This is a genomic window from Natronobacillus azotifigens (assembly GCF_026805325.1).
Taxonomy (GTDB): domain Bacteria; phylum Bacillota; class Bacilli; order Bacillales; family Amphibacillaceae; genus Natronobacillus; species Natronobacillus azotifigens.
In genome coordinates this window covers 41,877-55,144 of record NZ_JAPRAT010000021.1, presented here as the reverse complement: position 1 = coordinate 55,144, position 13,268 = coordinate 41,877, and the positions used below count along the sequence as shown (strand labels likewise).

General features: G+C 38.1%; 11 protein-coding genes. All 11 read left to right on the top strand.

The window, feature by feature from the left end:
* Nucleotides 1-650: 650 nt before the first annotated feature.
* Nucleotides 651-2,078 (top strand): nitrogenase cofactor biosynthesis protein NifB, encoded by a 1,428-nt coding sequence (gene nifB, locus OWO01_RS10980; RefSeq protein WP_268780508.1) that lies wholly within the window; start codon nucleotides 651-653, stop codon nucleotides 2,076-2,078.
* 42 nt (nucleotides 2,079-2,120) lie between these two features.
* Complete coding sequence (gene nifH / locus OWO01_RS10975; RefSeq protein WP_268780507.1) at nucleotides 2,121-2,996, top strand: nitrogenase iron protein; 876 nt, start codon at nucleotides 2,121-2,123, stop codon at nucleotides 2,994-2,996.
* A 22-nt stretch (nucleotides 2,997-3,018) separates the two neighbouring features.
* On the top strand, nucleotides 3,019-4,452 hold the full coding sequence (nifD, locus tag OWO01_RS10970) for a nitrogenase molybdenum-iron protein alpha chain (RefSeq protein WP_272506102.1): 1,434 nt from the start codon (nucleotides 3,019-3,021) through the stop codon (nucleotides 4,450-4,452).
* A gap of 17 nt (nucleotides 4,453-4,469) precedes the next feature.
* Complete coding sequence (nifK, locus tag OWO01_RS10965) at nucleotides 4,470-5,999, top strand: nitrogenase molybdenum-iron protein subunit beta (RefSeq protein ID WP_268780505.1); 1,530 nt, start codon at nucleotides 4,470-4,472, stop codon at nucleotides 5,997-5,999.
* 43 nt (nucleotides 6,000-6,042) lie between these two features.
* Entirely contained in the window at nucleotides 6,043-7,416 is a 1,374-nt protein-coding gene (nifE, locus tag OWO01_RS10960; RefSeq protein WP_268780504.1) for a nitrogenase iron-molybdenum cofactor biosynthesis protein NifE, read from the top strand.
* Entirely contained in the window at nucleotides 7,397-8,695 is a 1,299-nt protein-coding gene (nifN, locus tag OWO01_RS10955) for a nitrogenase iron-molybdenum cofactor biosynthesis protein NifN (RefSeq protein ID WP_268780503.1), read from the top strand. Before nifE ends, nifN begins: the two co-directional genes overlap by 20 nt.
* 4 nt (nucleotides 8,696-8,699) lie before the next feature.
* On the top strand, nucleotides 8,700-9,077 hold the full coding sequence (locus OWO01_RS10950) for a NifB/NifX family molybdenum-iron cluster-binding protein (protein ID WP_268780502.1): 378 nt from the start codon (nucleotides 8,700-8,702) through the stop codon (nucleotides 9,075-9,077).
* Nucleotides 9,078-9,100: 23 nt separating this feature from the next.
* The gene (locus OWO01_RS10945; RefSeq protein ID WP_268780501.1) at nucleotides 9,101-9,433 is read left to right on the top strand and encodes a nitrogenase-stabilizing/protective protein NifW; all 333 of its coding nucleotides are present in this window, start codon (nucleotides 9,101-9,103) and stop codon (nucleotides 9,431-9,433) included.
* A 5-nt stretch (nucleotides 9,434-9,438) separates the two neighbouring features.
* Entirely contained in the window at nucleotides 9,439-9,750 is a 312-nt protein-coding gene (locus tag OWO01_RS10940; protein ID WP_268780500.1) for a hypothetical protein, read from the top strand.
* 266 nt (nucleotides 9,751-10,016) lie between these two features.
* On the top strand, nucleotides 10,017-11,171 hold the full coding sequence (locus tag OWO01_RS10935; protein WP_268780499.1) for a homocitrate synthase/isopropylmalate synthase family protein: 1,155 nt from the start codon (nucleotides 10,017-10,019) through the stop codon (nucleotides 11,169-11,171).
* Between the two features lie 1,086 nt (nucleotides 11,172-12,257).
* Nucleotides 12,258-12,881, top strand: a complete 624-nt coding sequence (locus tag OWO01_RS10930) for an ECF transporter S component (RefSeq protein ID WP_268780498.1) — start codon at nucleotides 12,258-12,260, stop codon at nucleotides 12,879-12,881.
* The last annotated feature ends 387 nt before the right edge of the window (nucleotides 12,882-13,268 follow it).

Below are 13,268 nucleotides of genomic sequence, written 5' to 3'. Positions count from 1 at the left end.
TGGAAAGTGTCACGCTTTAGCATGATGGGACAAACGTGCTCTTGTCACCACCAGCCCCTTACAAAATATAGCTTCGAATTTTTTAAAAAGGATCTTGTGATTTTCCAAGTTTAATCTTATAGGATAGGAAATCATAAATTTTGTGTTGATGTATCAAGGGTTTAGAGTCTTTTTAAACTTGGAAAACGCCGAAAAAAAACCAAAAAAATAAAGAACTTTAATTTGATGTTCTCTAAGCTGAGGTCGCGCCCGTGGAAAGCGACCGTCTGTAACTGGAGTGCCCGCATAGACATGGTGTAAAAGATCTTAAAGGACCGTGTGATTCTTCGGTTTATCATAACGATCGATATAGCTACGTTCAGCTCTGGGAGCAACAAGGCAGAATCAAAAAACAAACTGTGAGTAGTCATCATCGGTAAGCAAACTTACCGTGATCCCTCTGTCATCAGTGGTTTTCTGCGTTTTTCTTCAAAGAAAAATGATAAAAGTGACAAAAATGTGAATGGATTCACATAGATGTTGTAAGAGAATATCACAACTCTATTGATTCAGAATATTCTAAAAATTATGATAAATTCAAATAAACTGTTATTTTTATACAGTTTGATTCATTGCAACAGCTGTTTGTGTAAGTTCTATTTTCAAAAAAAATGCAAAAGGAGGGTGATCTTATTCTAGTTAAAGAAAAAAGTACGTTCCTAAGTGATGAATCCAAAACCGCTCGCCATCCCTGTTACAGTGAAGAGGCACATCATCATTTTGCTCGAATGCATGTAGCTGTAGCTCCAAAGTGCAATATTAGTTGTAATTTTTGCAGTCGTAAGTTTGATTGTGCAAATGAAAGCAGACCGGGTGTTGTAAGTGAACTTGTTACTCCAGATGAAGCCGTAAGGAAAGTGTTATTTGTAGCAAGTGGTATGAAACAACTCTCGGTTGTTGGGATAGCAGGTCCAGGTGATCCGCTAGCCAATCCAGAGAAAACATTTGCTACTTTTAAGGGGATCGCAGAAGAAGCTCCCGATTTACGCTTGTGCTTGAGTACGAATGGATTAACTTTATTGGATCATATCGATCAAATAAAAGCATTATCGATTGATCATATTACGATTACCATTAACGCAGTTGATCCAGAAATAGGAAAGGAAATATACTCATGGATTTATTATAAGAAAAAGCGATACAAAGGTCTAGAGGCCGCGAAAATTCTTATTGACAGACAATTAAGAGGTTTAGAAGCATTAGTATCACTAGGTGTTTTGGTGAAAGTAAATTCTGTTTTAATACCGGGAATTAATGCGGATCACCTGGCAGAAGTATCAGAGGTAATTGGTGCTAAGGGAGCTTTCATTCACAATATAGTTCCACTGATTGTTACCCCAGATACGGTTTTTGAAAAAAACGGTATTAAAAATCCGACGGCAGTAGAGTTGCAAGCTGTCCAAGAGAAATGCCAAGGTGATAGTCCAATAAAAATGATGAAACATTGTCATCAATGCAGAGCAGATGCGATTGGATTATTAGGTGAAGATAGGAGCTCAGAGTTTACAAAAGAAGAGTTTCTAAACAAGAAGATTGATTACAACATAAAAGAAAGAGCAGATTTTCAACATCAAGTAGAACAGAAGATTAGAAGAAAGAAAGAAGGAAAGGAGGATAATGCAATCTTGGAAAAAGAATCGGATATGTCGGTTGTCAGGATTGCCGTAACAACACGTGGAGAAGGTAAGGTTAATTTGCATTTTGGTCATGCTAAAGATTTTTTGGTTTTCGATGTTTCGGAAACTACGATTACATTTATCGGTGTACGAAAAGTGCAATCTTATTGTGTGGGAGGGGTGATGAATTGTGGTTCAGAGAAACTCACTATCTTAGACGAGACGAAAGCTATTTTAAGTGATTGCCAAATTTTATTATCATCAGGAATGGGTGCTGTTCCGCAAAAATATATGCGTGATCAGGGAATTATCCCAGTCATTCGATCAGGAGATATGGAAGTTTTATTGCATGAAAGTGAAAAATATTATCGATACATGAATCCAGAACCAAAGCAACAAATGGAAGTACCCTCTATTCGTTAAAGATTTACAAAAAAATAAAAAATATTAGGAGGATGTTTAATTATGAGACAGATCGCTTTCTACGGTAAGGGTGGAATTGGAAAATCAACCACATCACAAAATACGTTGGCTCAATTAGCTACGAAGATGGGGCAAAAAATAATGATTGTTGGCTGTGATCCTAAGGCTGATTCTACACGTCTAATTCTTAATCAGAAATCTCAAAACACAGTATTAGAGGAAGCCGCAAAAATAGGAACTGTCGAGGATCTTGAATTGGAAGATGTATTAGCAAAAGGATTTGGAGATATTGAATGTGTTGAATCCGGTGGTCCAGAACCAGGAGTGGGCTGTGCTGGACGGGGAATTATTACGTCGATAAATTTTTTAGAGGAAGAAGGGGCATATGAAGGGAAAGATTTTATCTCCTATGATGTTCTTGGTGATGTAGTATGTGGGGGCTTTGCGATGCCAATTCGCGAAAATAAAGCAAAGGAAATTTACATTGTTGTTTCGGGAGAGATGATGGCAATGTATGCAGCAAACAATATTGCTAGAGGGATTTTAAAATATTCGAATAATGAAGATGGGGTGCGATTAGGTGGCTTGATTTGTAATAGTAGAAATACCGATCGAGAAGCTGAGTTGATTTCAGAATTAGCACGTCGACTTAATACACAAATGATCCACTTTGTTCCTAGAGATAACATCGTTCAACATGCAGAATTACGCCGTATGACGGTTGCTCAGTATGACCCAGAGCATGCACAAGCGAAAGAATATGAAAAGCTAGCGCAGAAAATTTTAGACAATGATAAATTAACCGTCCCGACTCCAATTGAAATGGATGAACTAGAAGATTTATTACTTGAGTACGGAGTAATTGAAGATGATACGGAAAAATTAAAAAAACTAGAAATGGAAGAAGCAGCTAAATAACTTTAAGTGGAGGGTGATTGGCTTGAGTGCTAAAGTAATAGAAGAAAAAAAAGCGTTAATTGAAGAGCTATTAGAAGTTTATCCAAAACGTGCGAAGAAATTTAGAAAAAAACACTTTGAGGTTTCCGATCAAGAAAATATCGAATCCGGCAAGTGTTCGATCAAATCAAACAAGAAATCCCGCCCTGGCGTCATGACGATTCGAGGTTGTGCTTATGCTGGATCCAAAGGTGTAGTATGGGGACCGATAAAGGATATGGTTCACATTAGTCACGGTCCAGTAGGTTGTGGACAATACAGCTGGGGAACAAGACGAAACTATGCAAACGGAAAGCTAGGTATTAACAACTTCACAGCGATGCAAGTAACTAGTGATTTTCAAGAACGAGATATTGTGTTTGGCGGAGATAAAAAACTGGAGCAACTTTGTCGGGAAATAAAGGAGATGTTCCCATTAACGAAAGGGATCTCTATTCAATCAGAGTGTCCGGTTGGTCTAATAGGAGATGACATTAATTCAGTTGCTAAGAAAATGTCTAAAGAACTGGATATACCGGTCATCCCAGTAAATTGTGAAGGATTTAGAGGAGTTAGTCAATCCTTAGGTCACCACATCGCTAATGATGCAATTCGAGATCATTTAATGGGTACCCGAGAGCTTGAAGAATCAGGCCCATATGATGTTGCAATTATCGGTGATTATAACATTGGTGGAGATGCTTGGGCAAGTAGAATTCTTCTAGAAGAAATGGGACTACGAGTTGTTGCTCAGTGGTCTGGTGATGGTTCAATTAATGAACTAGCGATTACACATCATTCAAAGCTAAATCTTGTGCATTGCTACCGATCGATGAATTATATGGCAAAGGAAATGGAGAAAAAATATGGTACACCATATTGCGAATACAATTTCTTTGGTCCAAGTAAAACAATTGAAAGTTTACGAAAAATTGCTTCCTACTTTGATGATACGATTCAACAGAATGCGGAAAAAGTTATTGGAGATTATCTAGATGAAATGGCTCAGACGATGAATAAATATTTATCAAGACTTAAAGGAAAGAAAGTGATGTTAGCTACAGGTGGATTGCGTTCACGCCATACCATCGGAGCCTATGAAGATCTTGGAATGGAAATTATTGCAACCGGACATGAGTTTGCTCATCAGGATGATTATGAAAAAACGTTTCAAGAGGTTCAAGAGGGGACGATTGTATATGATGACCCTACCTCATTTGATTTAGATTTTCTCTCGGAAAAACTCGATGTTGATTTAATTGGTGCAGGGATTAAAGAGAAATATGTGTATCATAAGACCGGAATACCATTCAGACAAATGCACTCTTGGGATTATAGTGGTCCTTATCATGGTTTCGATGGATTTAAAGTATTTGCCAGAGACATGGATAGTGCAGTGAATAGTCCAGTTTGGGATTTAATAGAATCACCATTTTAATAGAAGGAGGGAACTAGATGGATAAATCGATAACAATGAAGGATCATAATACCTTATTTCAAGAAGAAAAGTATGTAAAACAAGCGGAGAATAAGAAGCAATTTGAAGCACCTTGTTCAAACGAAGAAATTGAAATGATGGAGGCTTATTTAAAAACGGATGACTATAAAAAAGTTAATTTTAACCGAGAGGCAGCAACGATAAACCCTAATAAAGCATGCCAACCGCTCGGTGCAGTTTTAGCAGCACTCGGTTTTGAAGGAACGCTTCCTTATGTTCACGGTTCACAAGGCTGTGTAGCTTATTTTAGAAGTCATTTTGCTCGCCATTTTAAAGAACCAGTCCCGGCAGTTTCCTCCTCTATGACAGAGGACGGTGCAGTGTTTGGTGGAATGCGTAACTTAATAGAAGGTTTAGAAAACTGTCAAGCTTTATATAATCCTAAAATGATTGCAATCAGTACGACTTGTATGGCTGAAGTAATCGGAGATGACTTGGGAGCTTTCATAGAAAATGCTAAAAAAGAGGAGGTTATTGATTCTGACTTTCCACTTCCCTATGCGAATACACCGAGTTTTGTCGGCTCACATAATGAGGGATATGACAATATGATGCGTGCTATTTTAAGTCATTTATCTGAAAAGGATAATGGCCTGGCATTGAAGCAACCAAGTGATACGATTAACATTATTCCCGGTTATGACACGTATACAGGAAACTTCTCTGAAATTAAGCATATTTTAGAGACCATGAATGTGGGCTACACTATTTTAGGAGATCATAGTGGAAATTTAGATTCACCTGCAAATGGTGAGTATCACTATTTTTATGGTGGGACTAAGTTGATTGATGTTCAAGAGTCGCCAAGTGCGAAAGGAACAATGATTTTGCAAAAGTATTCAACTAGAAAGACGGCAAAATATATTGAAGACAAGTGGGAACACGCGGTTGTGTCGACCTATTCACCTATTGGTATAAAAGCAACAGACCAATTTGTATCACAGATCAGTGAATTGACCGGTGTGAAGGTCCCTCAGTCCTTAATTGATGAACGTGGTCGAGTTGTTGATGCTTTTACCGACTCACAAGCGTACTTGCACGGAAAGCGTGTTGCCCTATCTGGTGATCCTGACGTATTACTTGGTTTAATTTCGTTTTGTTTAGAAGTAGGTATAGAGCCTGTTCATATTATCTGTACAAATGGAAATAAACAGTTTCAGGAGGAGGCAGAGGAATTATTAAAAACAAGCCCCTATGGTGCTGAATCAACGGTTTATGCAGGAAAGGATTTATGGCATTTAAGATCTTTGCTTCTTACTAATCCAGTTGATTTTGCCATCGGTAATACGAATATGAAATATGCTACTAAGGATGCTAATATTCCATTGGTTCGGATTGGCTTTCCTATATTTGATCGTCATCATATGCACCGCTATCCAATTATTGGTTACCAAGGTGCACTGAATGTATTAACAATGATTGTTAATACAATCTTACAAGAACTCGATGAACAAGCACCAGATTATAGTTATGATGCAGTAAGATAAGAAAAAGTTAAACACCCTACACTAATGGGAAGGGATTGATTTCATGAAAAATCACATCATAAATGCCTTTCAGGAACCAGCCTGTCAGCATAATCAAACTCAATCAAACCAGCAAGGGTGTTCACCAGCTAAGCCTGGACAATCAAATGGAGGATGTGCCTTTGATGGAGCGCAAATTACCTTGTTACCAATTGCTGATGCGGCTCATCTTGTACATGGACCAATCGCGTGTGGGGGAAATAGTTGGGAAAGAAGAGGGAGTCTTAGTTCAGACTCCTCGCTTTACCGCTATGGCCTGACAACGGATTTAAGTGAGCAAGATATTATATTTGGTGGTGATGAAAAATTATTTCGATCTATTGACGAGATTATTCAGCGATTTCATCCACCAGCAATTTTTGTCTATTCCACATGTGTCACCGCACTAATAGGGGTCGATTTAGATTCCATCTGTCATCAAGCTGCAAAACGGCATGCTATACCTATTATCCCTGTTAATAGCCCGGGTTTTTCAGGAAGCAAAAATTTGGGTAATCGCCTAGCAGGGCAAGCATTAATTGATTATGTTATTGGAACAAAAGAGCCACCGTTTGAAACGCCTTTTGATCTGAATTTTATTGGTGAATATAATATTGCAGGAGAAATGTGGGATATTGAAGATCTTCTTAAGCAACTTGGTATTCGACTATTATCACGGATCACAGGAGACAGTCATTTTCATGAGGTACAGTGGGCTCATCGAGCAAAAGTAAACATGGTTGTTTGTGGTAGGGCACTTATTAATGTTGCTCGGCATATGGAAGATGCATATGAAATTCCATATTTTGAAGGTTCCTTCTATGGAGCGAAACAGACGAGTTCTTCATTAATGAAAATTGCCAAATTGTTTGGTGATCAGAGATTAATAGATAATGTGAGCGAGCTAATCAAAAATGAAGAAGAAAAGCTAGAAGAAGCACTTAAGGAAATGCGGAACGTGTTAAGAGGAAAACGAGCCCTTTTGTATACGGGTGGGGTGAAGAGTTGGTCAGTTATATCTGCTTTACAAGAATTGGAGATTGAGGTTGTTGGAGTCGGGATTAGTAAAAGCAGCCAAGAAGATATAGCGAGAATCAAAGATTTAGTTGGAGAGGACGCATTGCTTATCAATTCTCGAGGAGCTCGTGTCGTGTTAGAAACATTTAAAGAGAAGCAAGGGGATATTCTTATAGCTGGTGGTCGTAACATTTATGTTGCTCTTAAGGAGCGAATTCCTTTTCTTGAGATAAATCAAGAACGTGATCACGCATATGCAGGTTATACAGGATTTATTAGAATGGCTCAGCATCTTGTAAATGCAATCCAACACCCTGTATGGAGGCTAGCTAATTTAGAAGCACCATGGGAGGAGAGTAATCATGACCGTATCTTTCAGTGAGAAAGAATTGATGATCAATTCGTTGAAGATTAGCCAAACAGTAGGTGGTGTCTTAGCGTTACAAGGTGTTTTTCGCTCCATCCCGATATTACACAGTGCTCAGGGATGTGCTGCCTTTATAAAAGCGTTAATGACCAATCATTTTCGTGATCCAGTGGCACTTCAAACAACCGCATTGACGGAACTGGATGTGATTTTTAAGGCAGAGCAGAATATGGTTAAAGCGATTGATTCTGTCATTGATAAAAATGATCCAGCTGTCATTGCAATTTTAAGCACGGCGTTAACAGAAACGTTGGGTGATGATGTAAAAAAAAATGTCAGCGATTATCGGAAAAATCATCTTGAAGATACACGGGTAATTTTCCCGGTATCACTTCCAGATTTTGAAGGCTCATTAGAATCAGGTTATGCGCGAACAGTGGAGGCTCTTTTAATGGAAGTTTCTCATCGTATATCGGATAAACTTCCATTAAAGAAACTAGCAAATCGTGTGAACTTAATTCCAGGTTCTCATTTAACCTCTGGTGATGTTATGGAAATCAAAATGATCTTAGCGGATTTTGATTTAGACGTCGTTACCATCCCTGATTTATCTTACTCCCTTTCTGCAACACGAGCAGACGGCTATTCTCCTTTAGCCCAAGGAGGAAGTACGCTAATGGAACTGGAAAAAATCGCATCTGCTCAAGTTACGATTGTTCTAGGTAATAGCATGGAAAAGTCTGGTCAAATCATGGAAGAGCATTTTGATATCCCCTACGTTTTATTTGATTCATTAACTGGTTTAGAAAATGTTGATCGATTTTTCTCTTGGCTTACAAAATACACAAAACTTCCCGTTCCTAGTCGTTATCGTTGGGAACGTGAGCAGTTAGTTGATGCCATGTTGGATAGTCATTTTTATTTTGGTGGGAAATCTTATGCAATGGCCCTAGAACCGGATCATCTCTACACACTCGTGATGTTTTTAAAAGAGCTTGGGTGTAAACCGGCAAAACTAGTCAGTTCCTATGAAACTACCACTTTAAAATTAATGGAAGAAGAAGTGGAGATTGGAGACTTGTATGATCTAGAGAAAGGATCCGACAATGCGGATTTTTGGCTGAGTAACTCTCATGGCCAACAAAGTGCTGACCGCTTGTCTATTCCCTTTGTTCCAATCGGGTTTCCAATAACGGGTCAAATTGCTAACGGTTATCGAATGCAAGTAGGATTTAGAGGCACGATGGAGTTGTTACTCGCTATTAGTCAAAAGATCATGAAAGAAGGAAGGTGATCTGATGAAGGTTGGCTTTTCATCAAGTGATGGTATAACTGTCAATTCACATTTTGGTTATGCAGAGATTTTTTCAATCTATAACATTGATCATTCTCAGTATGAACCATATACAACAAGAGTTATTGAAGAGGTTAATGAAGAAGATGAAATCGATAAAATTGAAACGCGATTAAATGCGGTTAAAGATTGTACAATTTTATTTATTACACAAATTGGACCGGCCGCTGCTGCACGCGTAACAAGAGAAAAAATAATGCCTGTTAAAGTACAAGAAGGGACGTTGATAAAAGAACAGCTAGATCGGTTGTTAATTATGTTGCAGAATAAACCACCATTGTGGTTACAAAAGCTCCTAAATGAGCAAACCGCTAATGAATGAATCCAATGAGAGGGGAGGATAGAATGAGTGAAAATCCAATGAAGGAGTTACAAGATGCTGAGGATTTTTTTGCTTATTATCACGTGCCTTTTCACCCGCAAATTTTAAATATTTCACGGATGCATATATTAAAGAAGTTTAGATCGTATCTGGAAGATGCTGATTTGTTGGAAGCTGATTCTAGAAATAAAGAAGTTTGGCGATTCCAACGGGCCTATTTATTTCGGGCATATGGAGATTTTGTGAAACCAACGCCTGTACGGAAGAAATTTTTCCCTGAATTTTATAAAAACTACGGTACATTCATCGCATTTTCAGACATAAAAAAAGCCGAACCGAGTGAAAAAGGAGAGTGATAAAAATGTACTTTACCGATGAAGCGAAGAAGCAAGTTGTTGCTTATAGAAAAGCACATGATTTGATGGATTATTCTCTTCGAATTCATGCAAGCGAATGGGATGGGAAACTAAATTACCAAGTGTACTGGGATAATCGTCAAGAACAAGATGATATTGTGAGCGAAGAAGAGGGTTTTACTGTATACACAAGTGTTGAATCAAACAATCTATTACATTCTACACTTGTTTTTGTTTCGGAAGAAGAAGGAGAGGAAGGTCTTTTCATGATGGAAAATCAATTGGATTGTGCATCATGTATGATTGATTGTTTTTAAGAAAATGATCCAAACGTAACCTTCACACGAATACTAAGGAGTAGCTAAACGATTAATTCTGGGTTCCAATAAGTTGATCCCGGAGTAACCGTCCGTAAGATTCTCATGATAAAACAACAAGAAAATCAAAGGTGATTGGGTGAGTTTACGGACGCTGGCACTCTGAAGGCTTCAACGAACAAGCAGCGGGGGAAGTCAAGAACCCACTAATTGAAGTTTCACTCTATGAGATTATTTCAACGATACTAAATGATGGAGGGATGAAAGTGGGGGGGATACTATTTTGTGATACCACGTTAAGAGATGGTGAGCAAACAGCAGGTGTGAATTTTTTGGCGGAAGAAAAACGAGCCATTTTAAAATTACTTGCTGAGGTAGGCGTTGAGCAAGCAGAGGTAGGAATTCCGGCAATGGGTTTAACAGAACAACAAACGATTCAATCTATGGTTGACATGGGATTGCCTATTCAATTACTTACTTGGAATCGTGCCCTAATTGCGGACATAGATGCCTCAATTAAATCAGGTGTTTCTAATGTGCATATCTCGATTCCTACATCTGATGTACAGATTCGACATAAGCTTCGTTTAAAAAGAGATGACATTGTTTTAAAAATATTAAAAGCAGTTGACTATGCGAAAGCAGCTAATTTGAATGTATCGATTGGTTTTGAAGATGCTTCAAGAAGTGATATTTCTTTTTTAGTGAAGCTTATTCATTATCTCGATCCGTTTGGAATTACCAAATTTCGTTATGCGGATACTGTTTCTGCTCTTACCCCAATTCATACTAGTGCTAACGTAAAGCGAATACTGAAAGAGTGCCCGAAAGAGGTTGATATGGAGATTCATTGCCATAACGATTTTGGTATGGCTACAGCAAATACGTTGGTAGCTGTTTCAAGTGGGGTTAGATGGGCCAGTACAACCATACTCGGCCTAGGCGAACGAGCGGGTAATGCTCCGTTTGAAGAGGTTGTGATGGGTTGGAAACATTTGTATAACGGTGAAGTAGCAATTGATACCACCCGATTACACTTGCTTTCCGAGCTTGTTAGTCGAGCATCTGGTCGTGCAATACCTGAAGCAAAGCCGATTGTTGGTGAGATGGTTTATACCCATGAATCTGGTATCCATGTTGATGGCTTACTTAAGAATCAATGTACTTACCAAATGTTTGATCCTAAGGAAGTTGGGAAAAACCATCAGTTTATGGTTGGTAAACATTCAGGAGTAGCTTCATTGGCTTATTTTTTCGAAGAAGAAGGATTGAAGCTTGAAAGAGGCGAATTAGAATTTCTATTAATGCATTTACGTAGGATGACAGTGGAGAAGAAAGAAGTGAAACAATCAGATTTAACGAAAATTTATCAGCAATCGATTCAGGGTAAGTATAGTCAATTAGAGCTTCCTGTTCGTTAACAAGTTCAGTACCAAGAAGATAAAGTAGTTTAAGTAGAAGTACTCGCATTCCGATAGATATGTTAACGGTAAAATGCACCACATTGTTAATTAAAAAATTACATCGAAGGCTTCTAGGACTTTTGCGTCATTCTTCAGGGCTAACAATCAGTGGGGGAATACTTAAAAACGCCCACTGATTGAAGGGTCACTTAAAATGATAATGAACCAAAGCGTTTTTGCATCCTTTCATTGACGATGTTCTAACTCGAGTTTTTATCTTTTAGCTTTTAAACAAAATAGAATGGTAGACAAATCGAGTACAACATTATCGAGACCTAAGATGGAAAAGTTATCTCCTTCTGCTTAAAGGGCACCTACTTGTAAAAAGTCCTTTGACGATTTTCCCCTATGTATATACGAACACAATCCTATCCTATCCTTTCAAAATAGGTACGGTTATTATATTCTTGAATTTCAGTCATCTCTTTTTATTTGAGGAAATCCGAATCTGTACGCTTTTTACCAAACATTGATATTCCCCTCCCTGTATTATAAAATACATACTATATCAACTCTTCAGGGGGAAGGTAGAGTGGTTAACAGTTTCCAAAACAGGAATTGCCCAAGTTGATGATTACAGAGAAACATAGGTTTTGATAAACGTATGCAAACTATTTTTCATCTCTTTCAAGTAGCACTGGATCAGTCGGAGATAGTTAAGCTCTCCTTAGTGCGAAGATGATTCGGCCCCCATTTAAGATTGAGCTTTCCCTTCCGCATTCCTTGAATGTGTTTTTTTTGTTGCGGTGGAGACGTTTAGAGAGTAGATATGGTCACCCCAACTCTGAGTGCTAAAAAAAGCCAATCTCACGAAAGAATCTACAGGTTGTCATTGGTTAACAAGCTTACCGTAATGTCTTTATCTCGATTGATTCATTCCTGTTGCTATTTGTTTAATCGACGCTCTGCACCTATGTTCCCGAATTTTAGATGAAGAGGTAGTATATACATAATAAGGTAGGGATAAAGCTAAATAGGCTTGATAGATCGTAGTTGCATGGTATAGTAGGATAAAGATAATTTTTCTAAAGAAGGAGCAAGAAATTGAAACTAAGAGAATTTACGTTAACTGCGATCTTTTTATCGATTATTTTATTGTTTGCATTTACTCCAATTGGGTTCATCCATTTAGGCTTCATTAGAGCGACGTTGATTCATATTCCAGTAATTATCGGATCCATTGTTCTAGGTCCAAAGATCGGGGCGTTTTTAGGTTTAGCATTTGGTATCACGAGTGTGATAACAAATACGATTGCTCCAACCTTAATGTCATTTGCTTTCTCACCCGCAATTCCTGTGTTGGGAACAAGTCAGGGGAGTTTCTGGGCGCTAGTGGTTGCAATAGTTCCAAGAGTGATCGTTGGATTTATTCCTTTCTATCTATTTAAAGCATTTCGTAAAGCTTTGACAAAAAAACAATCCAATCAAAAAGCTTCTTTAATGCTCACTGGTCTGTTTACTACGTTTATACACACTTTTTTCGTGATGGGCTTGATAGCTTTATTGTTTCATGATGCTTATGCCAAAGCGGTTAATGCGGAGAGTACAGGCGCGATCTTTACAGCTGTTTTGACCGTGTTTTTTACAAATGGTCTTGCAGAGGCGGTTGTTGCTGCATTTGTTACGGTGGCGGTCGTGCCGCCATTAATTAAGCGGAAGAACTATTAATAGATAGATTTAGTTATCCCGCACCTAATTTTAGGTGCGGGGTATTTTTCTGGATTTTTAATTGACTGATGTAACTTCTCTATGCCTCCGCGTTGTACCCAGCTATGCAAAAAAGTATAATTGCTGGAAATTATTCTATTGCTTATGATAAAAAAGGGTGACAACAATTGAATCAATAAGTGTTGTGTTAGGTAGGCATGGAGTTATTTTCAATGGATAATGAAAACTAAGTTAGTAACCAAACTCGTCATTTAATGAGAACGCTTTCTTTGGTTGAGCTGTTTTTGCTTATTGGAAATTCATTCCGTACCCCAATGTGATTTATGTACGCATTCCATATCAAAATAAGGAGGAAATCAAAACTGTTTAAGATTGGAGAGTAAACCA